Consider the following 22,739-nt stretch of genomic DNA (forward strand, 5'->3'; position numbering starts at 1 on the left):
ACCCACGGGCGACTCGACGGTGCGCGGGGCCACTGGGCGTGCCATGCCGCGCCGGGGGCTTCTGCGTACCGTCCGACTGGCCAGACGAATGACTTGCCCGGATGCTGCGTGAGGCTACATGTGCTCCTGTCCAGGTCGGAGTTCCCACGTAGCGACATCCATGTAGAAGTGGTCGAAATACTTCAACCACTCGGCTATCGTCTCGGCAACCCGACGGGCCTCGCTTGACCCAAGCCCGATCCTGTTGCCAATCGACAACTGGATGTCCAGGTTTGTCAGTCGTTCCCCCTTGAGAAGGCCCCTCACCTCGGGTATCGCTCCGAGGCGCTCTCGAACCGCGTCGTTAAAGGCGGCTTCGTCGAGACCCGGCGGCACACCGAGGAAGGCGAGGTCACGGACGCATCCGTCGCGCACCGCTGGCGACGCGTCGGCCTTACCGAGGTATACGGCGTAGAGGCGGTCCGGCCGGCGAGTACTCGGATACCAAGCCGCAGGGGGGGCGTCATCGCCCGGAATGATGATGGCAGTGCCTTCTGTTTCCTGAAGCAGCTTCGCCTGTTCTCGGATGGCTATGGCCATAATTTCGGTGGCAGGAACAGCAGTCAGCTCAATGTACTGGAGCAGGTATTGGATCTCAGGGTGGTCCGCACCGACCTCGACGAGGAGTTCAAGGTTGGGCTTTGGGGCAGTGCCGAATGCCTTACGAGTCATATTCGCTGATCCAGCGAGGCCAGCCGTGTCCGCGAGGAAAAGTTTTGCGTGCAGATTGTGACACAGGCGCACACGGAGACGCTGGTCCTCGCGCACCAAATAAATGATCTCGGGGTCAGATACGCCGGCGGCGACCTCAGCGGCCGACCAGCGGGTTACGCAGTCGATCCGCTGGACCGAAGTCGGCGTCGCCGAGAGCACGGCTCGGAAGACGTCGAGCTTGATGAAGGGAGCGATCAGCTGAACGTTGTCGGCGGCGCCGTGGATCAGTGTCCGCACCTGTTGCCAGATGCGTTCGTCACCGGCACTCATTCGTCGTCGTCCTCGCCGTCAATGAAGTCCCGGGCGTAGCGGCCCCAGTCTTGGCGTGCCTCGCTAATCTTCGCGCGCTGCTTCTCGCCCGGGATCTCGTCCTCCATCCTGGCCCACGAGAACAGCAAGAGCTTGAAGGTGTTCGCAGCCCGGCTAAGACGCTCGCGGAGAGCGTCTGCCTCGGCGTGATCAGGGACATCTTCGAGAACGGCGATGAGTTCGCGGTGTAGCGGGTGGTTGCTGTTGAAGATGACTTGCAGCATGCCAGCCATGAGGTCGATGCTGAAGAAGGCGGGCGAGTCCTGGAAGCTGGAGATCCACCGCACGCGAATGTCGCTGGCCAGGTCCTCATCGACGAGCGACTCCGCGGTCTGCTTGTCGATGTGATGCCGACTGGTGAGCGCGTCGACTTGTTCCTGACGCTTCTGCTCCGGTTCGGTCTCCTGGTCCAATTTGTCGGTCTGGCCGAGGCGACCTTCCTCCCGGCGCCGGTTGATCGCGTCGTTTGCCTTGTTGGCGGCCTCGTCCTCGTGGCGCTTGTTCGTGCGAGCACCCACCCGCTGCTGGCGGAGCTGGCGGCGCATGCTCGGCAGCAGCCGCTCCTGCAAGTAGAACGCCAGGTCGATCAGCGGCAGCCGCGGATCGCCGCGCTCGTTAAGGCGATCCTTGAACGCCTTGAAGGTCTCGCCCGGCTCGGCTTCAGCCTCCCAATCGAAGTGGGCCAGCGCCGAGAAGTTAGTCGCGGTCTGCTTGTTGTTGGTAACGCCGAAGGCCGCGTCGAGCTCGCGCGGGAAGTCGACCTCCACGCCCCACCATCGTTCGACTGGGTCGTAACCGATTGCCCATGACGTATCGAGATCGAGTTCGCGGCCCTGGCGGACGAGGGAGACACCGATGTTGCGCTTGGCGTGCTTGCCCCACAGCTGCTGGCCAGGTTCGACGTTCTTGTTCGCGTTTGCCGGCCAAGGATGGCCGCTCACATCGGACTGGCGTGCTTCCGGGCGGGCGATGGACGCCCTGATGATGACGTTGTGTGTCTGCCCGTCGTAGGTGATGGGCATGTGGACCACGCCGGGGTTGTCACCGTCGCCCATGTTGAACGGCATGAACATCGGCTTGTCTGCGAACGGTGGGGGCGTACAGGTCTTGGCGGTCAGGTAGAGCGGGTCATTGGGGCGTACGGGCCGTTCGCCCTCGATAATGGCGCCGTCACGCACGGGCACAAGCCGGATCTCGACGCTGCGGTGGCCAGAGCCTTCACCTGGATTTAGGTAGTGCCGGTAGACTCGACCAATGAGTTCCTCTGTGTTGCGTAGAGTCGCGGCGGCTCCGTACCACATGACACGCTCGAGATCGCTCCAGACCACAAGCGTCCCCGCCTCGCCGAGGCCTTGGCTTAGCTGTTGCCATTCGTCGGGGACGCGCTGGTGCACTGGCTCGGGGACATCGTCGAGGCCATTGAGGATCTCGTCGAGCGAGAGGTAGGTGTAGAGCGCGTTGCCGGCGCCGTTGGTCCAGGACCAGACTCCGACCCTGCGGCATTGGGACATGCTGGAGTTCGGCAGGCCCATGCCGAAACGGCCGATGCGTTTGCTGTCACCGCCGCGCCCGTCGCCGAACTTCAGCGCGCGCCGCAGCGTGTCGCCGTCCATGCCCTTGCCGTTGTCGAGCACGGCGATCGTCTCGATACGTGGCCTTACGTGGCTTTCACCAGGCTTGGGCCTCTCCTCACAGGCAAAGACCTCCACCAGATGGGCTTCGGCATCGATGCTGTTGTCGATGAGCTCCGCCAACGCGTATGCGGTGTTCTTGTAGCCGCTGTCGCGCATCGCCTTGACCGTCAGCTCCGGGCTGACGATTCGATAACCGGTTGCCGCGTCAGTCACGCTGCCTCCCATACGTCTTCCCAGTTGATGAAGGCTTCGGCCACGTCACCGAACCCGGGCAGCTCTGGGTCGACCACGGTGACGATCTCGCATTCGGGTGTACCGCCGGCCTTCGGGCCGCGGATGACTCTGCCGACCATCTGGCTGTAGAGCACGAGCGACTTGGTTGGCCGCGCGATGATCGCCGCGCTCGCCGCTGGAGCATCGAAGCCGGTTGTCAGCACGCCGTAGTTGCAGAGCACCATGGGCCGCGGTGATCCGCTCTTGAAGCGGTTGATCACCTGTGTACGGTGCCGAGGCGCCGACTCGCCGGTGACGAAGGCCGCGTCAAGCCCAAGCGCGGACAGCACGGCCGCGATAAGCCGGCAGTGGTCCACCGAGGCAGCAAAAACGAGGATGCGATGGTGCCGCTTGACCAGGTCGAGGGCGGTCCGCACCACCTGCAGGTTCCACTGCTCGTCGCTGGCGAGCTTTGTGACGATATCGGCGGGGATGTCGAAGGAGGTTGCCAACAGGCGCCGGTCGCTGTCGGTCAGGTGCAGACCAGTTTCCGATGCGACCGTGCGCATGGTGGGCCGGGAGAGGTAGCCCTGGTCAATGAGGGCCGTCACCGGATTGGCGTAGCCGTCAATGCGAAGCATTACCTTCTGGCGAAAGAAGAAGGACGAGAGCTGCTCATCCTTGGCGATCTCGGCCCAGGTCCTGCCAGGTGTGGCCGTGAGACCAAGGAGGCTAGCGCGAGGGTTGATGGTCAGGTCTTCGACGACGCGTTGGTAGGTCGGCGCAATGATCTGATGCGCCTCGTCGAACACGACGAGATTGCTCTTGGCGGCGAGGCGGCGCAGGAACATCTCGTCGCGCTTGGCGGCTGACACGGCTTTCTCAACACCGAGAACTAGTAGCCCGTCATTGACCTCGGCGAGGTCGCTGCTCTCACCTCCCCAGAGGCGGACTAGGTCCACGGGACGGTTGCCTAGCTTCGACCACGCACGTCCGAACTCGGCAGCCGCTTGCTCCAGTAGCTCCTGCCCATGTGCGAGCCAGACAACGAGCGCCGGCTCGTGCTGCCGCAAATGGTCGCAGATAAGGTTCATTCCGGTGCGGGTCTTGCCCACGCCGGTGGGTAGGTGTAAAACGACCCGTCGGATTCCGTCGTACAGGTGGTCGCGTACGCGTGCAGCTGCGTCCCGCTGGTGCGGGAACAGACCATAACTCGGCTCGTACTCCCCGGCCGGCCGTATCGCCGGCGTAGGGACCCTGTCCACGGTGAATCCGAGGAACTCCAGCAGCTCTTGGCGCTGGTGCACAGTCCACTTCGCCGACTTTAGGTACGCCGCCGGGTCCTGCCCGTCGTCATTGCCGAGCCGATGCGCCAGTTCAGCCTGTTTAGACGCGGGCAGGTATGTGAGAAAGGCTTCGCGGGTGTCGTGCCCGGCGATCAGCTTCTCGGCGTCGATGGCACCGGCCGCCACAGCACGCAGCTTCGCGTCCTCGGCGACGCCCCCCTCGATGAGGTCGAGCAGATTACATAGGTCGGTGCCAAGTTGATCGCGGACGTAAGAGACCGGTGCACACTCGAGGACGGCTTTGAACGACATGCCCGGTGACCACGATGTCACGTGATGATCACCTCTGCTAGCCCTCGGTGCATCGTGCCGTTGAGGCCTTCCCTGACTCAGGAGCGCATTCGGGTACGACAGAACGACGTCAAGGGTAACGCGGTCGGTGCAGTCGGTAATAGAGCCGTTTGTATGACCTTTGCCGGGCTCCGATCCACTCCCCGGAAGATCTAGCGATCATCGCAACGGTCTGTGCACAAGCGACACACTCACGACTTCCTCAAGGAGACTTCGCTACACCACGCATTTGGCCGGGCCATCAGGTCTCGATTTACTCCTGGAGGCAGCGCGCCGCCGGAGCTTCTCGACCACCAGGAGCACATCGAGCCTGCGTTCTGATCAGGGATCAGCTCAAAGGAGGCGACGCAGCGATCCGGCCGACGCTTCGCAAGATGGACTGGAACGCGACCGCCCGGTGACGTCGACAGCTCTTGGGCGAGCCGGGCGGAGTCGCCACAGGCGGTGATCGATGCGCATGTGCGGCATCTTCAAGTACGGGCGCATCCCTCGCGTCGGCCGTTCCCACGGAGGCGGCGGTGGCCACCTAGTCCGTACCGTTGCTCCCGACGTCCCGTTGAGTTGAACCCGTCGCCGTGGAGAGCCCACCAAGACTCGCTCACCGTCGGAACAGGACATTTGTACGGTAACCTAGCAACCCATGATCACGCCTGGTGGTGTGTGTCGGAGGTTCCGCGGATTCCCACCAGCCCATAGGGTGGACACGAGCGAAGGGGGAAGGGTGGTCCAGACAGGCACCGCCATCGTTTACCTCGATTACAACGCCACCGCTCCGATACGGCCGGAAGCGTTGGCAGCAACCACGACGGCCCTCCGCACGGTCGGCAACGCCTCGAGCGCGCACGGCCCCGGCCAAGAAGCCGCCTATGCGGTCGATCGGGCGCGCGCGCAGGTTGCGACACTGCTGGGGTGCGCCGCGAATGAGCTGATCTTCACCTCTGGAGCGACTGAGGCCAACAACCTGGCGATCCGCTCCGCTGCAGGACCCGGTTGCGATTTGGTCGTTAGCGCCGTAGAGCACCCTGCCGTAAGCGAGGCCGCCGCCGAGGTAGCCGCACACGCCGGCGGCACGGTACATACCATTGGTGTCTACCGCGACGGCACGCTGCGTCTCGATGAGTTGGAGGAGGCTCTCTCGGCGAGACCTGCCTTGGTGTCGATCATGGCGGCGAACAATGAGACCGGAGTGTTGAACGACCTGGATCTTGTTGTGAAGTTGTCGCATGAAGCGGGCACGCTGGTTCATTCTGACGCGACTCAGCTGGTGGGCCGACTGCCCATCGATCTTCGCAAGCTTCAGCTTGATGCGCTGTCGCTCTCCGGCCATAAGTTCGGTGCCCCGCAAGGCGTCGGGGGGCTGTTCGTGCGCCGCGACACAGCTTTGGCGATTCGTCCGTTGGCGTACGGCGGAGGTCATGAACGCGGGCAGCGGCCAGGGACCCTGAACGTCCCCGGCATCGTCGGCCTAGGTGCTGCCGCGGATGCTGCCGCCTGTCACCTCGATCAAGAAATGGTGCGCGTCCGATTGCTGCGAGACCGCTTCGAGACCGCTGTCATGACAGCCCTACCCGGCACGCGCCGGAACGGGCACCCTGACCTTCGCCTCCCCGGCGTCTCAAGTCTGACCTTTGACGGGCTGCCGGCCGATGCGGTGCTTGCCGCAATGCCCGCCCTCGCAGCGTCCGAGGGCAGCGCCTGCTCGTCCGGTGCGCTAGAACCGAGCCGTGTCTTGCTCGCTATGGGTCTCACCCGGGACGAAGCCGACTGCACCATCCGCTTCTCTCTTGGGTATGCCACCACCACCGTTGACATCGATGACGCCGCCCACCACGTGATCGACGCTGCGCGCCGAGTTCGCGCTGCTCTGTATCCGAACACCACAACGACCGCCTCCGGACTCGCCGGGGGACAGGAAGGACAGCGGAGACACGATGCTTGAAACCAAGCTCAAGGACGTCGCCGAGCCGTCGTTCTCCCGCCACGAAACCTTTCACCCACGGTTCGGCTGGCTACACAAGGCTTATAGCGCCCTAACTGATCAGAACGTTGGTAGCGACGTCTTCCTGCGCGACGACGCGACGGTGACGTTGGGCGTGGGGAAGAACATGGTCAACGCGATCAGGTTCTGGTCGTATGCGTTCAAGCTGACCGTCGAGTACCCGAAAGATCCAACGTCCCGGGCCAACGTTGCCTCCCCCACGTGGGAAGCGCGGTGGCTGTTGGATGAGGATGGCGCCGATCCCTACCTGGAGGACACCGCAAGCCTCTGGCTCTTGCATTGGTGGCTCCTGGCGAAGCCCTGCTACACCCCGACCTGGTGGGTCGCCTTCCACGCACAGTCAACATCACGATTCACCACTGGCGATCTCACTGAGACCACTCTGCGTCACGTGCGGCTGGCTGGCTGGGAGCCTCCGGTCGAAGCGTCCATCGCCAAGGACGCCGACTGTCTCACCAAGATGTACGCGCGCCGCCGTGAACCGACCGCGGGGCCAGGGGGAAGCTTTGAAGATCTGCTGGACTCGCCATTCCGGGAACTTGGGCTCCTAGAGCCCACGGGATTCGGCAGAAATAACGCCGCTAGTCGTTGGCATTTCACAAGCACCGCCCGGACCTCGTTGCCGCCCGCCCTGGTGACCTATGCGTGCCTGGACTACGCCGCGCGCAGCGAGCCGCTGCAGGGCGGTTCCATCGCCCTAGCGCGTCTCACTAACGAGCCGGGTGGCCCGGGGCGGGCATTCCGGCTCAGGGAGCCGGAGATCGCGCATGCGCTGGAGGAGATCGCCGCAGAACACCCGCAGCTGACCTTGGTGGAAGGCATCGGACAGCGCAGCCTGCGGTTCGATGCCAACCCCAAAGAAGCGGCATGGGATGTACTGGATGGCTACTACGGCAACGTCCGAACTCGCGAACGCTTCCCGAGTCGGGAGGCGTGGTACGCGAGTCTGCCGCCCGGGATGCTGCGCGAAATGCGGCGACGTGGCCGCGTCGACCTGCTCGATCAACCGACCCTCGACCGACTCGCAGGAGCCCTGGTATGACGTCCACAGGCGCACGCTCAACCGTTAACGCTCAGACGCCGGCGGGGATCAACATCGTCAGCACCCGGCTGCGATCGACGAACCTCGAGCGCGACGTCCGTAACGAGCATCTCGGCCCGGTGCACATCGGAATCCGGGCGCAGGACATGCTCGAACGCGTCACTGCGGCGCTTGAGGATCAAGCCCACACTCGAGCCTGGTCATTGACCGGTCCCTATGGGTCAGGCAAGTCCACGCTCGCCCTAGTCGTTGTGTCGTTGCTCGGCCGCCCAGGCAGTCGTCGCGCAGAGGCCGAGAAGGTCCTCGCCGAAACGAGTCCAATCCTCGCCCGCCGTTTGACGGCCTCCCGCGACCGCACCGCACCCAACGGATTCATCACTTGCGTCGTCACCGCGCGACGAGAGCCACTGCTTGACAGCATCACTCGGGCGCTCCTCGATGGTGCCGCCGAAGCGTGGGACAACGACGACATGCCCACGACCGTGCGCCGTGCCCTTGCGCCGCTCACAGCTCCTGGTTTCAGTAGTCGGGAACTGGTATCTGCCATCAAGGTCCTCTGCGATCAGGCGCCGGTCATGCTGGTCGTCGACGAGTTCGGTAAGTCGTTGGAGCACCTCGCTTCACACGGCGAGTTCAGCGATGCGGGCAGCGACGTGTTCTTGCTTCAGGAGCTCGCAGAGCTCGGGGCCGGCAGCCGGGGCGTGCCGCTCTACCTGCTCACGCTGCAGCACCTTTCGTTTGCGGACTACGCGTCGCGAGCAAGCGCGTTGCAGAGCCGGGAATGGGCAAAGGTCCAGGGCCGGTTCGAAGATATCCTGATGACGATCCATCTCGGCGACACCGTCGCGCTGGTTCGCCGGATCCTCGACCACAAGGGCGTGTCAACGGTGGGCCGCAAGCTCATCGCCAAGCACGCGGCCGCGTCCACTCAGGCATGGGCGGAACGCGGTCTCGAAGGTGTCCTCGCCGCGGACGACGACATGTTCGCCGATGTATATCCTCTACACCCGCTTACAACCGTGGTCGCGCCGCTGCTCGCTGCGCAGATCGGCCAGCACGACCGGAGCATGACCGGATTTATCGCGAACGACGAGCCCTACACGGTGAGACGCTTCGTCTCTACCCACGCCTCGGCCCGACCCACTTGGGCGTCCACGGTTCGTATCGCCGACGCGTTCGACTACTTCCTCACTGCAGGCCGCACCACCATCCTGGCCTCGGCGAACGCAAGCCGATGGATGGAAATCGATAACCGCATCGCCGAGGCCAACGGTCTTCCCGAGCAAGATCAGGTCATCCTTAAGACCATCGGCATGCTGAACCTCGTCGACGCCTCTGGTGCGCTACGCGCCAGTATGGACACCATTCTGTTCGCCTTGAGCGACCCCATCGCACTGAACGACGGCAAAGCCCGGCAACAACTCGCCGACCAAGTCACCAGCCTCGTCGAACGCGGCTTCCTAGTATATCGACAATTCAGCGATGAGTATCGGGTATGGCAGGGCAGCGATGTCGACTTGACCGGTCACATTGAGCAGTTGATCAGCGCCTGCGACGATCACGCTGCGGTCAAGGTCATCTCGACCTATCTGCCGACAGCTGTAGTCGCTGGAAAACACAGCCAACGAACCGGAATGTTACGCCACTTCGTCACCAGGGCAACCGATGCCGGGTCGCCTGAGCTTGTCGGGCCGTCCGCCGCTGATGCCGAAGACGGACTCCTCTTGTTTCACTTCGGAGAAAAGGACACCATTCCCACGGTCCGAACCGACCGCCCTATTATCGCCGGCGTAAGCGCCCATGCCCAAAAAGTGCTCAGCACCGCGCGCTACTTGCATGCCCTGCACGAGCTACCGTCCAATGTTGAACTCGACGCCGTCGCCAGCGCCGAGATCAGCGAACGCATCGCGCAGGCGAGCGCCGAACTGGCCACTCGGGTAGCAGAGGCCTTCCTGCCGAGCCAACTCGCCCCAACCTGGTATCTGCTGCCGGCCAAGGCGAGCGCCGCCAGCTACAACGCTGACGCGGGAACCATCAAGGGCAGAAGCCTCGCCGAGTTGGTCTCCAAGGCATGCGAGAGCGTGTTCCCCCACGCACCGCACATCCGCAACGAACTGTTGGGGAGACACAAGCTGACCAGCCAAGCGGCAAAAGCGCGCCGCGAGCTGATCACCGCCATGATCAAGTCCCCGACCCGGCAGTACCTCGGAATTGAGGGCTACGGGCCCGAACGTGCGATGTACAGCGGAGTCTTGGAGTACCTCGACCTTCACCGTCCCACGAACCAGCGCGCCGATGACGACGCTGAGCTGCTTCCGTTCGGATTCTTCGAGCCGAAGCCCGGCAACTCGCTGTACCCAGCATGGAACGCCATGCGGCAGCAGATGCAGGCGACGACCGAACCGCTGCGGCTTGACGCGGTCTACGAACTCCTCGAATCGCCACCCTTCGGGATACGACCCGGCGTCATTCCGATCATCGTGCTCACGGCGCTCATCATCGGCAGCCAGGAACTCGCCCTGTTCGAGGAGGGTACTTACCAGACTCGGCTGACCGACGCTCTCGCCGAGCGGATGATCAAGAATCCGGAACGGTTCGCCGTCAAGGCCATGGGTCTGCAGGCCGGTCCGCGCAAGACCGCGGTGACCGAGATTGCCCATGAGATCGGCGCCCGATTGCCTGCAGTGCCCCCGATGAACGTCCGCAACGTGGAGCCGTTGGCGATTACTCGCCAGCTGCTCGACCGGGCAAGGACGCTGTCTGCGTACGCCGACCACACCCAACAGATCCCCGAGAAGGCACGCGCTGTACGCCAGGCGCTCAAGACGGCCCGGGAACCCGACACTCTGTTGTTCACCGACCTACCCACCGCTCTCGGCCTCCCGCCGATCCCGGCGCTCGGCAAGGTGGATGAACAAGCGGCTCGCCGTTACGCCGAGTCGCTGAACAAGGCGCTCACCGAGATCGGCGGCGCGGACGAGCGGCTACGCGCACAGGTCATCAAGGCCATCGCGGACGCATTCCACATGCCCACGAACCTCGGCAAATTGCGCGAACGGCTCGCTGCGTACACCCGACACCTTGCCAACGTGAACCTGGTCGAAGCAAAAGTGCGTGGTGCCATCGCACTGGCTCAAGACACCGTGCTCAAAGACGGCGAGTGGCTAGACCCATTTGTCGTGCGGATCGTCGGTCGCGGGCTCTCCGATTGGCGCGACGGCGACATCACAGCCTTCGCCCACGAGGTCCGCGCCGTCGCTCGCGCCATCGAGCGGTTGGCCAACCTGCATCAGCCCGTGCGCCAAGAAGCGACGCGCGCGTTCGCCTCCCAGGCGATCACCATCACCCACCCCAACGGACGAGAGCTCCACACCGTCGTCCACTTCTCCGACGACGAACGCGGGCGCGCGGAGGCGCTGCTGCCCGAGGTGATCCGCCTAGCACGCGAAGCGATCAGCGAGAACGGCGAGCGGGCGCTGCTCGCTCTACTGGCCGAAAGTGTCACAGCCGAGAACGACACTGTCAGCGACAGTGCACCCTCCACGAGAAGGAAGTCGACCCGATGACCGCACCGCGGCAACGAACTACCGAGGAGACCCGCCACGTCCTGGGCATCTCGGGAGGCAAGGACTCCTCCGCCCTGGCGATCTACATGCGGACCAAGGTGCCACAGATGGAATACTTCTTCTGCGACACTGGCGCTGAGCTACCCGAGACGTACGACTACCTCAACCGACTCGAGGCTGCCCTCGGCAAACAGATCGTACGGCTCAACGCGACCCGCGACTTCGACCACTGGCTTCAGGTCTACCAGGGAACGCTTCCGAGCGCATCCATGCGATGGTGCACAAAGAACCTTAAGATTAGGCCGCTCGAGGAATGGCTCGGCGACAGTCCCGCCGTTTCTTACGTCGCCATCCGGGCAGACGAGAACCGCCTCGGCTATGTGAGCACCAAACCCAATATCAACGCCGTGTTCCCTTTCAGGGAAGATGGCATTGACCGGGAGGGGGTTAATCGCATCCTGGACGAATCCGGCATCGGGCTACCGGCGTACTACGAATGGCGGACCCGCTCCGGCTGTTACTTCTGCTTCTTCCAACGCAAACACGAGTGGGTTGGCCTTGCAGAGCGGCACCCCGACCTCTTCGAGCGAGCTGTCGAGTACGAAGACAAAGTGAACTACCAAGCTACCGCCATGCGCGGCCGCCAGTACACATGGTCGCAAGGAGAGTCGCTGCGCGACCTCCTCGAACGGCGCGACGAGATCGAACAACGGCATACCGCAGCGCTCGCTCGCGCTGCGGCAAAGCCCCGCCGGAACCTGCCCCTCATCGAGGTGCTCTCTGATGCACTAGACGAGGACAGCGACGAAGCGGGATGCGCCGTATGCCACGTCTAAGCGTCGCCCTCTACAACGACAGGCACAAACAACACGTCCGCATCCTTGGCCAATCTGTTGAAAGACTGGCGCCACCATGACCTGGCGTCCGTCGCATCAGCGAACAATCCAACTGCTGCGGCGCGCCGGCTCACCGTGTGAACGATCAGCGCCACAACCTTTCCCGAGCCAGGCTCTTGGGCCTCGAACAATGCGGAAACCATCGTTGGCGTCAGGTCGACTAACGATGCTGGGTCACGGAAAGTTCCGGTAGCCCTTTGCACCGACGACGGTGGGATAACGGGCGCGATATATACAGCCTTTTCGCCGGCCGAATTTTCAACCGCGAACTCAACTTGGTTAGCGGCAACATAGAATGCTTTTACGAACACCTTAGCTCCAGTGGTCAGGTCCGATCACTAGACTGTGTCCCCGAAAGACCCGACCAGGTCAAGCCTAGCTCGCTTGGTGAATGATCGATTCACATCAGCAGCGAGCACCACAACGCTACAGAGAGGATGGACGCCGTTACGGCATCGCGGCACGCGGGTGCGTCCGAGCGAGTAACCTGTGTGATCTCGGCGACAAAACCAGCAGGATCGATAACGATGGACGGCGCTCAGGTGATTCCTCGACACCAGACCGCGATCACCCGACCACACCTGTCCAAACCCGTCTCACTCGCGTTGGCGGACGGAATTCTGAGGCCCGAGTTAACACTGTTCGACTACGGCTGCGGACGCGGTGGAGACATCACGCTTCTCCAGGAGATGGGGTTCACTGCGCACGGCTGGGATCCCGGGTACAGCCCACACGCCCAGCAGCATGCCGCTGACGTGGTCAACCTCGGATACGTCATCAATGTGATCGAAGACCCCGCCGAACGAGCGGAAACGTTGGCGTCAGCATGGGCGCTGGCCACCCGTGTACTTATCGTCGCAGCTCGACCCGACTGGGAGGCTCGAACCGTCAGCGGCCACCGCCACGGCGATGGCGTCATCACCAAGCGCGGTACTTTCCAGAAGTTCTACACCCAGGAAGAATTGCGAACCTGGATCAACAAGGAGCTCCGCTACAACAGCGTCGCTGCCGCTCCCGGAATCTTCTACATCTTCCGGCGAACCGCCGACGCCGAGACCTTCCTGGCCTCACGCACGCGACACCGAGCTGTGTCCACACGCCAACCACGAATACGTCAAGCCCTCTACGATGCTCATCGCGAGGATCTGAACGCGCTCGCCAGCTTCATAGCCAACCGTGGCCGCCTTCCCGAGCCCGAAGAAATGCCGGAGCCTTCAGACCGACTCTTGAGGGGATTCCGATCCTTAAACCAAGCGGCAGCGACCCTGCGCACCATCATCGGAAGCGAGGACTGGGACAGAGATCTCGAACAAGCCCGTCATCGAACAGAACAAGACCTGTTGGTCTATCTCGCACTCGCCGCATTCAGAGGACGCCCGAGAGCCTATGAGCTTCCAAGGGACATGCTTCTCGACATACGCGGCATCTTCGGATCTTACAGAGAGGCCTGTTCGAGGGCAGATCAACTGTTACACGCCATTGCGGACCAAAGAGCGCTGAACAACGCGTGTATTCGCTCCCAAATCGGGAAGCTCGTTGCCGACGCCTTGTATATCCATGCGGCGGCAATTCAATCACTCGACCCACTCCTGCGGATCTACGAGGGATGCGCGCGGGCACTAACAGGCACCGTAACAGAGTCGACAATCATAAAACTTTCGCGAACAGCCGCCAAAGTTTCGTATTTGTCATATCCGAACTTTGATAAGTCACCGCACCCGACGTTGTCGAGGTCTCTGCGTGTAGACCTACGGAAACTCGACGTCAAGTTCACCGACTTTCGAGAATCAACGAACCCGCCTCTACTCCATCGCAAAGAGACGTTCGTAGCGCTTGATTACCCAGGCCGGGAAAAGTTCGCCCGCCTAACCAAACAGGAAGAGCGGGCAGGCCTGCTGCTCGAGACCACGACCATTGGGACACTCAGCGGATGGGAACAGCGCCTTAAGGATCGAGGATACCGGCTAGCCGGCCACCGACTCGTCCGCATCGCAGACCGTGATTGAATGGCACCATAAAACGCCGGTCAGGAATCCGCAGAATCAAATTGACGACGTTCCGAGTTCATGCCAAACCTCCCCAAGGCGCCCGAGGCAGCCGGCACACCATTCAGCGGCGCTATAACGCTGCGCGAAGTTTCTTGATCGTGGCAGCTACATCATCATCCATGCGTTGCGGAAATGGTAAATATCCGACTCCCGTCGCATTCTTCCCGCGATCCCAATATGTTCGGAGTGTCGCGGCATGCTCCAGGAAGGCCTCAAAGCTTTCTGGGGGCGGGAACTGATCCAAAAGCCCAGCCCGACCTATGATTATCTCGGTGAGCTCGTCGTTGATCCGGAGGATGCGCTCAACAATCAGCCGCCGACGCTCGGTCTCTTCACCCTTTATCTCTTCAATATGATCGATCAAATTCCACTTTGTGACGCCCGGAATGGCATCGGGAATGCCCGGCAGTTGCCTCCAAAGCTTCCTACTCAACTTGCGCCTCATGTATAGAGGACCGTACAACTCGCTCAGTTGTCGGATCCGATAGTCTCTATCGCGCTGGATCTCTGCGGCTTTGCGAGTTCCTCTGACGCCAAGATACGAAAGCACTGCCGCCAATATTCCGGCGCCGGCGGCGATTGCCGCCGCCAGCAAAGTGACATTCACGCCCTGCACGGTCGGACTGTCGGCAGCCACGATGAAGCTCATCACGCACTCTTCCGTGAGAAGATGTTGATCCATTTCCCGTGCGCGATTCCGGGTTCTTCGGCGGCCGAGAGAACGACCAGCCCAGCCTGCTCCACGATTCTGATAAGTTGGCTGAGGCGGTAGTAATGGAACCACCGTCTGCCATTCCCAGCTGGGCGCCATTCCGCGCCCTCGCCGCTGGCTACGGAGAGAAAGAGGACTCCGTTAGGGAGTAGGACCCGCCGTGCTTCAGTAACGGCACGAGTGACATCCGGAGGCGACAAATGAACCAATGACGCGCAATGCCAGACTCCGCCGAAGGTCGATCCAGCGAAGGGCAAGAACCGAACGTCGCCATTAGCTAGTTGGGCCCGCGGCGCGGCTCGTCGGGCGCACGAAATCATGCCGCTAGATAGATCGAGCCCCACCACTGCGCGCCCGAGGTTTGAGAGACGAGCGAGGTCGCGCCCTGGGCCGCATCCAGCGTCCAGAACCACTGACCTCGCCGGAAGCTCGTTGAGGAAAGTCATGAGATAACGCTGAAAGTCAACGGAGGCGAACCGCTGGCTGTACTCCTCCGCGCCCAAGTCGTACGCAGCGACGGTCTCCGTCACGGCACCTACCGGCGTCGCAGCCCATCCAGAGGAAAGGTGACCTTTGCTCACGTCGTGACACTAGCCGATAGGTACGACAATCCGTCCCTCTGAGCGTTCGTGGTTGGCGGCCTTACGTTGCCGTCGACGGCACTGGTGGCGGACGACTCACCGCGCGAAGCTGTCGGACTTCACGGAAGCGGCGTTCGGCCCGATCAAGCTGCAGCTTTGCCGGCACGAATCGCCTGAGCCACCGCGATTGTCGGCCCAGCCGTGGCTCCGGCAGACTCAGTTTGTTCTGGGCCGGGCCCGCTGCGTAGGGCGACCGTCGCTGCTGGCCGTCGAATGCAACGCCGCCGCTGACCGCTCCGCGGGCCTTGCCGGTAACAAGCGTGTGTTCGGCCAGCTGAGCGGCGAAGGCGCAGACGGGTGGAGGGTGGGCGGCGAAGCTAATCGCAGCCCCGCGTCGATCGCGGTCGACAACAAGGACGAGCACGCCGAGGATCCGCAGGTTGACGCCGCCTGTAGCGGCGAGACACCACCGGGCCGGACGCGCGCGGGGACACGACGGCGTAAATGACCGATACGAACAATGTCAGGGGGAGGTCGGGCCACAACAGCACCGACCAGCCAGGCTGTTCGTCTGATCGCCCTTGCGCCAGGTCGACCGAGGTCCAAAGGCGAACGGTACCAACGCTTGGACGGCGACCACGACGGTCGCAATCGATACAATCCCAGCGTAGATCGCGTTTCATATCTGCGAGGGAGGCCGCAAGATCTCCTGAGCGGGCTTGTGGCGATCATCGGTGCAGGGGATATTTTCAGCCTCCCGCGATCCCGACGGAGCCGCTCACAGCCATTCCTTGCGGTGAGCGCGGTGGACGGATCTTGTCACCGCTTGATCGTTCGGAGGCGGAGCGACGGGCGCAGGCAGATTCAGCAGGACGAATCCAGAGGTAGCACGGTCGGGTAAGCGCTGTGAGCGTGGCCAGGTTGCGGTCGCCAGGTGCCGCGCGGCAACGGATGGCAGACTCGATGCGTACGTCGGTGGGCTTTCTGTGCCGCGTTACGCGCGGCCCGTTTGTCGCACTCATGGATTCCACAGGCACAAGGCAGGACCCCGACTAGTTCGTCGGGGTCCGGAGTTTGGCTGGGCGGCGGGTGGCGAGCGGCGGTGATCGCTGGTTTCGCCACCGCTCACGCGTTGACGAGTTGGTTCAGGACGCCCTCCAGTGTGCGGACTTGGCGTTCCGGGACGGTGAAGGTGGTCGTTACGCCGTCCTCCGTGAACGACAGCTCCACAAGCGTGAGGGGCTGAGCGTCCGGTCGCACGAGCGTGAGGCCCTGAGCGTCCAGTTGCACGAGCGTGACTTCGATGCCGATGAGATCATCAGCATTGTCTGCTTGTAGGGGCAGAGAGGCGTGCCTGCCGGTTGTCGAGCAGTTCACGCGGCGGCACCACGGTGGGTGCTTGATCAGTTGTTCCACGGTGTTCCTCCTTCTCAGTAGCTTCGTGCCACTGCGTTTGTGATTGCTCTGCGCTGCTGGCCGGGCGTAGTCAGGCCAGGCAAGCAGGTGGCCGGTGCCCATCTCTTCGATGGACACCGGCCCTGGGGCTCGGTCGATGAGCCTCAACAAGGGCCAACTCGGAATGCTCAACCCAGGCCCTAGCTGGGCGTCGTCGCGCTACGGCGCGGCGCCCGCGACCCCCAGTGCCAACCGGTGGGGTCGCCGTCACAGGTTCCCAATGGACCATTGGGTAGTCAAGCCACGGCTTTGGATGTATTCCTATGAAGGCCAACCGCGAAAGGCCCTCCGTTGCCGCAGTACAGGTATGAGCAGATTGCCGAAGACCTTGAAGCCCGGATCGAGTCCGGCGAGTTTCCTCCCGGCTCGAAGTTGCCGAGTCGCTCGCAGCTCACTGCCCACTACGGCGTGACGGAGCCCGTCATCGACAGGTCGATGCTCGTCCTTCGCCTCAAGGGACTCACGGAAACGCTGTTCGGCGTCGGGGTCTTCGTAAAGGAACGCTGACGACTTCGGGTCAGGCACGGCCGCTTCCGTCTCGGCGGTCTCGTGGTCGGAGTCCCCGGCGGCCGGCGGCGGTGGGCATCGTCATTCCGAGCTGGTAGACCGCGTAGCTGTTGCCGCCGTCGTTGTGCTTGGCGTGGTACATCGCGGCGTCGGCTCGGCGCAGGACGACGTGTTCGATCGGGTCGCTCGGGTCGGCGAGGGCCAGTCCCGCGCTCACGGTGGGAGTTAGCGTGATCGTGGCGCCGTTCACGGTCAGGCTGGTCGGCTGGGCTATCCGGGCGATGAACGCCTGCCCCACGTGCCGCAGTTGGTGATCTCCTGCCGGGAGGTGCGCGGCGTATTCGTCCCCGGACAGCCGTGCGGCGGTGCCGCCGAAGGCGGCGGCGACGTCGCGGATCCGTTCGGCCACGGTCGTGAGGAGAGAGTCGCCCGCGTCATGGCCCCAGGTGTCGTTGACGACCTTGAAGTTGTCCAAGTCCAGGAGGACGAGGATCATCGTTCGACGGGTCGAGTGGATCGCGACGCTGTGCGCGGCCAGGAGGCCGTCGCGGTTGTAGAGCCCAGTGAGTCGATCTCGGATCAGCAGTTCTCCTACGTCGACAATCTGCTGTCGCATGCGGCGGATGAAGGGCCAGCTCGTGAGCAGGCCCAGGGCGAAGCCGGCCGCGCTCGTGGCGATCAAAGCCAAGAGTGGGAACACCGAGGTCCTCCTTTTGGAGAACCCGGGACGTCGCCGTCTCGAGGCGTGACGTCCCGGGTCCATAACGACAAAGGCCCGCCAGATGGCGGGCCACTTGTTTCGCTTCGGGAATCGACGGGTCTACTGCTCGGAGGGGGACGCCTCAGACCCGATATGCCATGTCGCACCGACGCGGACGGGGAAGCGACCTGCGCTGGTCGGCTCTCCGTGCCACGACGGTTGTGTGGGCTCGTCGGTGCATGGCCGCCGTCGCAGTAGGACGGTAAGTTCCCTGCAGGCACCCGGTTGACGATCCTCGTACCGCTCCGAGAGCGGGTTGACGTAGTCGACCGAGGACGAGTAGACGGCGTAGTCGCCGTGCACCGCTATTCCGCCGAGGCGGTCGCAGCAGGCGACGTTGACCGGATGCCAGCCGTTGACGGCCACGGTGGCGATGTGGCCGCAGTCGAGCGACAGGTCGAAGATGCACAGGCGATGGACTTCCATGCCTGGCTCAGTCACGCGCCCGGTGTTCGCCGCTGACTGCCCCCTGAGGTACGGGCGGACGGTCTCGACGTTGAGCGGATCACCGTCGATGTGGGTGGGCGCAGTGATCGGGCGCCAGCCCTGCGGTTCGCAAGCCACCCAGGTCTCTCCGTCCGAGGCGGTCTCAATGGCGACGACGTCGCCGACTGACAACGACCGCAAGCCGACTATCCGGTAGACCCATGGAGCCACCCTCGCCTCTGCATCTGCCAGTTCCATGCGAGGCAACCAGAACTGGTCGAGGTCGACGTTGAAGGCGTGGAACGCCCAGTCGGCCGCGTTCTTCGGGGTGGCGTGCGTTCCAAGACCGGGACGGCAACTAATGGCTCCGGTGAGCCAGTCGCCGTCGTTGTACGGCATGAACCGGGAGGTGAGGTTGTGATACACGCTGACGAGGTAGGCGGACATGACCACGCTCCGACTACTCGGCCGGGCTGACTAGGGCCAGGTACGCGCGCTTGAGATCGCCCGCGACGAACTCGCCGCCATCGCCCGCGCTAGTGAGCGCGTCGGCAACCTCCCGAGTGAAGCCGGCGGGCGATGTGCCGGCCGCAGCGGCGATCCTGGCGAGATCGGCGAAGCGTTGGAGCGTCTGGGCGAGGTAGGCATGCAGCAGCGCCATGCCGTTCACGACCCGAGCCAGCTCGTCTTTGTCGCTGATCCCGATGCCATTGGTTGCGGTGTCGAGGAGCCGTGTCGCTGACAGCAGTCCGAGCCGCACTGCGAGTTCGGTGTGCTCGCGGTCGAAGAGTCCTTCGTCGCTGAGGAGCACGACGGCCGACGCGTAGGCCGTCGCGAGTTGATGGGCTTTCGGATGGTCCGCTGTCAGGAACGGCTCGGCGAGAAAGTCGCCGCTGACGAGGTACCACGCGGGCTTGAGCATGTTGCCTCCTTGAGGCGTGATTGAGCGGCGGTCGTCGGTCGGACCGCGGCTAGCGAGGGGGATGTGGCCGGGGCGTCGGCGAGGCGACGCAGCCCGCCCGGCTGCTGATGCTGGGTCCGGCGATGCAGCGGCCAACCAGGTTGGTGGGCGCGGTTGCCGTCGGGACGCGGCGGGTCAGCAGGTGAAGAGAGACAGAGATTTCAGGCTATGGGCCTGCACGCCTCGGGCCGCCGAGCTGTCAGGACGGCCCAGCTCGCTGAACCTGACAGGCGAAGACCGACCGATGCGTTCGCCACATGTCAGCGGCGTCGGAGAACCAGGACGTCTTCGTGGGCAACGAGGTGCACGGGGATGCCGTCGGCGCGGGATCTGCGCACGGCCATGAGACCGAACATCGACGCGCGGTGGACGATCTGGCCGTCGCGGACGGCGGCGAGCATCGCGGCGCACCGTTCGACAGGTACGAAGCCGACCGACCGAGCGACGGCCAAGAGTTCGCCAGGTAGGTCGATGAGGTCGTCGGGGCGACGGCGTACCGGGCGGCAGGTGATGACGGCAGTGCCGCCGGGCCGCAGCAGTGTGTGCGTGGCGGCGAGGATCGCGGCGAAGCCGTCGAGAAGGCCGGACCAGCCGACGTAGGCGAGGTTGCCGCGTTTCCGGTCTCCGTAGAGGTGTGCGCGCTTGCTGACACCGGCCCTGGTGATGGTCACAAGTCCGTGGGTGGATCGCCCGTAGGGCGGTGAGGTCAACACCAGGCCGACCTGCCCGAGCGCGGATGCGGGGATCAGGTCGAGGAGGCCTGTGGCGTCGCCGGTGATGACCTTCGCCGTTCCGGCCGCGCCCTGGGAAGCGGCGAGGGCGACGTTCGCGGCGGCCAGTGCGCTGAACCGGGATTCGATGTCGACGCCGAGGGCGTCGCGGCCGAGGTGCATGGCCTCGACCAGCGTGGTGCCCGAGCCGCACATCGGGTCGAGGACCAGGTCTCCGGGTGCCGTGTACGAGGCGATGGCGTGCGCGGCGAGGTTGGGCAGCATCTTGCCCGGGTGTGTCGACGACTCCGGCATGTACCGGCCGCGCCGCTGGTCGCGCGACTGACGCGGGCACGTCAGCCAGATCGACGTGACGGGCATCGTCTCAGCCATTCTGGTCACCTCCCCCGTGCGGGCGGGTCAGTACCAGGACGTCGGTGTGGATGTTGAGTTGCGTGCGGTTGCCGGGTGTCGGCGCTCGGTGCGCGGCGACGATGTGCTGGAGGTACGACAAGCCGGCGGCTTTGGCGGCGATGACGACGTCGACCGGCCGGATCGGATCGCCGTGCGCGAGCAGCACCGCGACGCAGCCGCCGCGGACCAGGCTCGCGAGGCATTGGCCGAAGAACGCTTCAGCGGAACGAGCACTGTCTGCCAGCGGCCATGCCGTGACGATCAGCGCGGCGCGGTCTTGGCCCCAATCCGCCGCGCTCGCCGAACAAGACTGTCCGCGGCGGTGGGCGGAGATGATGGCCCGGGCAAGCTGCGGGCCGGTGGTGAGGTCGATGATCAGGTCCGAACGATGAGTGAGGTTGTGGACCAGCCGCACGCCCATCGGAGGCGACATGGTCTCATCCGGCTCGGGTGCCGGTAGCGGCCAGACGGTGATCGGTACGGGCGGGTCGCCGGGCACGACGTCCCCGACGGGGACGGGCGCGGCCTGGTGGTGGTTGGGATCGGTCATCGGCATGATGGCCCCGGACCGGCGCGGGCGTACTGACAACCCCCAGTGCGCGGCTGTCAGCGCGATCGAACCCGCCACCGCGCTGACAGATCCCGTCACGCCCGACGGCGCGACCCACGTGTCAACCGCTGCGGCCGTTGCCTCGGACCTGACAGGACCTGACCGCCGTCGAACATTCGCTCGTCATGTCAGGGCCGGCTGTCCCAATCGAGGTCTCGCTTCCGCCGTCTGGCGTCGGCGCCTCGACGAAAGGGACTGTCATGTCGACCCGTCTCCGCTCCGCACTCACCGCCGCCGAGACCGCGTTCGGTTTCCTCGTGTGCAAACCGGCGCCATTGGCTTTGGACGCCCGGCTGGTGCCTGGTCTGCCCGACCAGCTACTGCCACTCGACGAGCTGCGGGAACTCTTGCTGCGCCAACCGCACGACAGCACCACCACAGACGCGGTCTGGTCGGAACTCGCGCACCATGCCCGCGAGTGGGGACCAACCTGGGTCGTCGGCGCCGTCGGAGTCGCGTTGCCCGGTCTGACGCGGATGGCCGCGAAGATCAGTCGCGGGCATGTACGGCACGCCGATGACGTGGACTCCGAGATCTTGGCCGGGTTCCTCGACGCGTTGCGCACGGCACCGCTCAAGCCGCCCCGCCTGTGGCTGCGGCTCTGCTGGGCCGCTTGGCGAGCCGGTACAGCTGTCGTCGCGGTCGACGAAGCGGACGAGCTACCACCAGATGTGCCCACCGGCTCGCAGTCGCCGGCGCTGCCCTACGGCCACCCGGATCTGCTCCTCGGCAGGGCCGCCGCCGCGGGACTCATATCGGCCGAGGCCGCCGAGCTCATCAGCTCCACCAGGTTCGGTGACGCGCTGATCGAACAACTCGCCGCCAACGAGGGAGTCTCGGCCCCAGCATTGCGGATGCGCCGCCGACGCGCGGAGCGCGTCGTGGCCGCCGCCGTGCATCGAGGGGATTTATCCGGTCCCGCACGCGGTCAACTACACCCCGCCGCGTGACCCGCCGCACGTGTGTCAGGCCGTGACAGCGGGCGTGCGGGTTCGATCGGCCTGACAGCCGAGATCTGTTGAATGCGTGCCAGCCACGGCACGTCCGCCCGGTGGGGATCCACCCCGGCGAGACAAGTTGGTCCGGCACGGCTGGCGACGGCGTACTGACATCGAGCCCTTCGCGACCCGCAAGGGAGGAGCGCCCCCACCGGACCACAGTCTCGCGGATCCCCGCCGCGGCGGCCCACCTCGCACGTGGAGCGCCCGCTATGCACACGACACTCTCACTTCTGGCCGACGCAGTCGCCGCGGCGCCGGCCGCGCCCAAGTCCATCTATGAGGTCATCGACGGAATCACCGGCTGGGTGATGGGGATCCTGGGCGCCGTCGCGACCATGTTCTTCGTCATCGGCGCCCTGCTCTACATGGGCGCCGGCGGCGACACCAGCAGGGTCGAGCAGGCCAAGGGCTACTTCAAACGCTCACTGCTCGGCTACGCCCTGGCCGTGATGTCACCGGTGCTCCTGCAGATCCTGCAGGGCATCCTCCGGAACTAGGCCCCGTC

General features: G+C 64.2%; 20 protein-coding genes. 8 read left to right on the top strand and 12 right to left on the bottom strand.

Annotated features, from left to right (window positions below):
• Positions 1-114 precede the first annotated feature (114 nt).
• Genes CHC05_RS06860 through CHC05_RS06870 form a run of 3 tightly spaced genes read right to left on the bottom strand, consistent with a single transcriptional unit; the run spans position 115 to position 4,507 of the window.
• The gene (locus CHC05_RS06860; protein ID WP_089245803.1) at positions 115-1,023 is read right to left on the bottom strand and encodes a hypothetical protein; all 909 of its coding nucleotides are present in this window, start codon (positions 1,021-1,023) and stop codon (positions 115-117) included.
• On the bottom strand, positions 1,020-2,909 hold the full coding sequence (locus CHC05_RS06865; RefSeq protein ID WP_218824460.1) for an ATP-binding protein: 1,890 nt from the start codon (positions 2,907-2,909) through the stop codon (positions 1,020-1,022). The genes CHC05_RS06860 and CHC05_RS06865 overlap by 4 nt, the downstream gene beginning before the upstream one ends.
• Positions 2,906-4,507, bottom strand: coding sequence for a DEAD/DEAH box helicase (locus tag CHC05_RS06870; RefSeq protein WP_089245807.1), 1,602 nt, complete (start codon positions 4,505-4,507; stop codon positions 2,906-2,908). Before CHC05_RS06870 ends, CHC05_RS06865 begins: the two co-directional genes overlap by 4 nt.
• Before the next feature lie 760 nt (positions 4,508-5,267).
• Here CHC05_RS06870 and CHC05_RS06875 point away from each other — a divergent pair.
• The 4 genes from CHC05_RS06875 to CHC05_RS06890 are packed head-to-tail and all read left to right on the top strand — an operon-like array spanning position 5,268 to position 11,989.
• A complete protein-coding gene (locus CHC05_RS06875; RefSeq protein WP_245870683.1) occupies positions 5,268-6,485 on the top strand; it encodes a cysteine desulfurase family protein in 1,218 nt (405 codons plus the stop codon).
• Positions 6,478-7,587 carry a DUF4007 family protein gene (locus CHC05_RS06880; RefSeq protein WP_089245811.1) on the top strand — a complete coding sequence of 370 codons (1,110 nt, stop codon included), beginning with the start codon at positions 6,478-6,480 and terminating at the stop codon, positions 7,585-7,587. The genes CHC05_RS06875 and CHC05_RS06880 overlap by 8 nt, the downstream gene beginning before the upstream one ends.
• Complete coding sequence (locus CHC05_RS06885; RefSeq protein WP_089245813.1) at positions 7,584-11,153, top strand: hypothetical protein; 3,570 nt, start codon at positions 7,584-7,586, stop codon at positions 11,151-11,153. Before CHC05_RS06880 ends, CHC05_RS06885 begins: the two co-directional genes overlap by 4 nt.
• The gene (locus CHC05_RS06890) at positions 11,150-11,989 is read left to right on the top strand and encodes a phosphoadenosine phosphosulfate reductase domain-containing protein (RefSeq protein WP_089245815.1); all 840 of its coding nucleotides are present in this window, start codon (positions 11,150-11,152) and stop codon (positions 11,987-11,989) included. Before CHC05_RS06885 ends, CHC05_RS06890 begins: the two co-directional genes overlap by 4 nt.
• Here the strand turns inward: CHC05_RS06890 and CHC05_RS40560 are convergent.
• Positions 11,986-12,360 (bottom strand): hypothetical protein, encoded by a 375-nt coding sequence (locus tag CHC05_RS40560; RefSeq protein WP_144022501.1) that lies wholly within the window; start codon positions 12,358-12,360, stop codon positions 11,986-11,988. The two genes, CHC05_RS06890 and CHC05_RS40560, sit on opposite strands and share 4 nt — an antisense overlap.
• A gap of 216 nt (positions 12,361-12,576) precedes the next feature.
• On the opposite strand from CHC05_RS40560, the gene CHC05_RS06895 reads away from it, so the two are divergent.
• Positions 12,577-14,055, top strand: a complete 1,479-nt coding sequence (locus CHC05_RS06895) for a DNA phosphorothioation-associated putative methyltransferase (protein ID WP_179266074.1) — start codon at positions 12,577-12,579, stop codon at positions 14,053-14,055.
• A 112-nt stretch (positions 14,056-14,167) separates the two neighbouring features.
• Here the strand turns inward: CHC05_RS06895 and CHC05_RS40565 are convergent, their stop codons facing one another.
• The 3 genes from CHC05_RS40565 to CHC05_RS40570 all read right to left on the bottom strand — a co-directional run bounded on the left by CHC05_RS40565 (position 14,168) and on the right by CHC05_RS40570 (position 16,806).
• Positions 14,168-14,746 (bottom strand): hypothetical protein, encoded by a 579-nt coding sequence (locus tag CHC05_RS40565; protein WP_144022502.1) that lies wholly within the window; start codon positions 14,744-14,746, stop codon positions 14,168-14,170.
• Positions 14,746-15,390, bottom strand: a complete 645-nt coding sequence (locus CHC05_RS43385; protein WP_425426710.1) for a class I SAM-dependent methyltransferase — start codon at positions 15,388-15,390, stop codon at positions 14,746-14,748. Before CHC05_RS43385 ends, CHC05_RS40565 begins: the two co-directional genes overlap by 1 nt.
• Positions 15,391-16,515: 1,125 nt before the next feature.
• The gene (locus CHC05_RS40570; RefSeq protein WP_144022503.1) at positions 16,516-16,806 is read right to left on the bottom strand and encodes a hypothetical protein; all 291 of its coding nucleotides are present in this window, start codon (positions 16,804-16,806) and stop codon (positions 16,516-16,518) included.
• A 330-nt stretch (positions 16,807-17,136) separates the two neighbouring features.
• On the opposite strand from CHC05_RS40570, the gene CHC05_RS06910 reads away from it, so the two are divergent.
• On the top strand, positions 17,137-17,352 hold the full coding sequence (locus tag CHC05_RS06910; RefSeq protein WP_089245824.1) for a winged helix-turn-helix domain-containing protein: 216 nt from the start codon (positions 17,137-17,139) through the stop codon (positions 17,350-17,352).
• A gap of 10 nt (positions 17,353-17,362) precedes the next feature.
• Here CHC05_RS06910 and CHC05_RS06915 read toward each other — a convergent pair whose 3' ends face one another.
• The 5 genes from CHC05_RS06915 to CHC05_RS06935 all read right to left on the bottom strand — a co-directional run bounded on the left by CHC05_RS06915 (position 17,363) and on the right by CHC05_RS06935 (position 21,173).
• Positions 17,363-18,052 (bottom strand): GGDEF domain-containing protein, encoded by a 690-nt coding sequence (locus CHC05_RS06915; protein ID WP_179266075.1) that lies wholly within the window; start codon positions 18,050-18,052, stop codon positions 17,363-17,365.
• 120 nt (positions 18,053-18,172) lie between these two features.
• Positions 18,173-18,985 (bottom strand): hypothetical protein, encoded by an 813-nt coding sequence (locus CHC05_RS06920; protein WP_144022504.1) that lies wholly within the window; start codon positions 18,983-18,985, stop codon positions 18,173-18,175.
• 13 nt (positions 18,986-18,998) lie between these two features.
• Positions 18,999-19,460, bottom strand: a complete 462-nt coding sequence (locus CHC05_RS06925; protein ID WP_089245830.1) for a hypothetical protein — start codon at positions 19,458-19,460, stop codon at positions 18,999-19,001.
• Between the two features lie 299 nt (positions 19,461-19,759).
• A complete protein-coding gene (locus CHC05_RS06930) occupies positions 19,760-20,602 on the bottom strand; it encodes a TRM11 family SAM-dependent methyltransferase (RefSeq protein ID WP_089245832.1) in 843 nt (280 codons plus the stop codon).
• Positions 20,595-21,173, bottom strand: a complete 579-nt coding sequence (locus CHC05_RS06935) for a hypothetical protein (RefSeq protein WP_245870684.1) — start codon at positions 21,171-21,173, stop codon at positions 20,595-20,597. The genes CHC05_RS06930 and CHC05_RS06935 overlap by 8 nt, the downstream gene beginning before the upstream one ends.
• A 260-nt stretch (positions 21,174-21,433) precedes the next feature.
• Here CHC05_RS06935 and CHC05_RS06940 point away from each other — a divergent pair, with 260 nt between their 5' ends.
• Both CHC05_RS06940 and CHC05_RS06945 read left to right on the top strand, forming a co-directional pair.
• On the top strand, positions 21,434-22,183 hold the full coding sequence (locus CHC05_RS06940; protein ID WP_089245834.1) for a hypothetical protein: 750 nt from the start codon (positions 21,434-21,436) through the stop codon (positions 22,181-22,183).
• 260 nt (positions 22,184-22,443) lie between these two features.
• Positions 22,444-22,731 (top strand): pilin, encoded by a 288-nt coding sequence (locus tag CHC05_RS06945; RefSeq protein ID WP_089245836.1) that lies wholly within the window; start codon positions 22,444-22,446, stop codon positions 22,729-22,731.
• Positions 22,732-22,739: the final 8 nt, after the last annotated feature.

The sequence above is a fragment of the Asanoa hainanensis genome (assembly GCF_900188485.1).
In the GTDB taxonomy this organism is placed as follows: Bacteria; Actinomycetota; Actinomycetes; order Mycobacteriales; family Micromonosporaceae; genus Asanoa; species Asanoa hainanensis.

Coding starts and splice junctions, on each gene's coding strand:
- CHC05_RS06870 (WP_089245807.1), bottom strand. CDS start 4,507: ATGTCGTTCAAAGCCGTCCTCGAGTGTGCACCGGTCTCTTACGTCCGC.
- CHC05_RS06945 (WP_089245836.1), top strand. CDS start 22,444: ATGCACACGACACTCTCACTTCTGGCCGACGCAGTCGCCGCGGCGCCG.
- CHC05_RS06880 (WP_089245811.1), top strand. CDS start 6,478: ATGCTTGAAACCAAGCTCAAGGACGTCGCCGAGCCGTCGTTCTCCCGC.
- CHC05_RS06925 (WP_089245830.1), bottom strand. CDS start 19,460: ATGCTCAAGCCCGCGTGGTACCTCGTCAGCGGCGACTTTCTCGCCGAG.
- CHC05_RS06895 (WP_179266074.1), top strand. CDS start 12,577: ATGGACGGCGCTCAGGTGATTCCTCGACACCAGACCGCGATCACCCGA.
- CHC05_RS06935 (WP_245870684.1), bottom strand. CDS start 21,173: ATGACCGATCCCAACCACCACCAGGCCGCGCCCGTCCCCGTCGGGGAC.
- CHC05_RS40565 (WP_144022502.1), bottom strand. CDS start 14,746: ATGAGCTTCATCGTGGCTGCCGACAGTCCGACCGTGCAGGGCGTGAAT.
- CHC05_RS06930 (WP_089245832.1), bottom strand. CDS start 20,602: ATGGCTGAGACGATGCCCGTCACGTCGATCTGGCTGACGTGCCCGCGT.
- CHC05_RS06885 (WP_089245813.1), top strand. CDS start 7,584: ATGACGTCCACAGGCGCACGCTCAACCGTTAACGCTCAGACGCCGGCG.
- CHC05_RS06940 (WP_089245834.1), top strand. CDS start 21,434: ATGTCGACCCGTCTCCGCTCCGCACTCACCGCCGCCGAGACCGCGTTC.
- CHC05_RS06860 (WP_089245803.1), bottom strand. CDS start 1,023: ATGAGTGCCGGTGACGAACGCATCTGGCAACAGGTGCGGACACTGATC.
- CHC05_RS06890 (WP_089245815.1), top strand. CDS start 11,150: ATGACCGCACCGCGGCAACGAACTACCGAGGAGACCCGCCACGTCCTG.
- CHC05_RS06920 (WP_144022504.1), bottom strand. CDS start 18,985: ATGTCCGCCTACCTCGTCAGCGTGTATCACAACCTCACCTCCCGGTTC.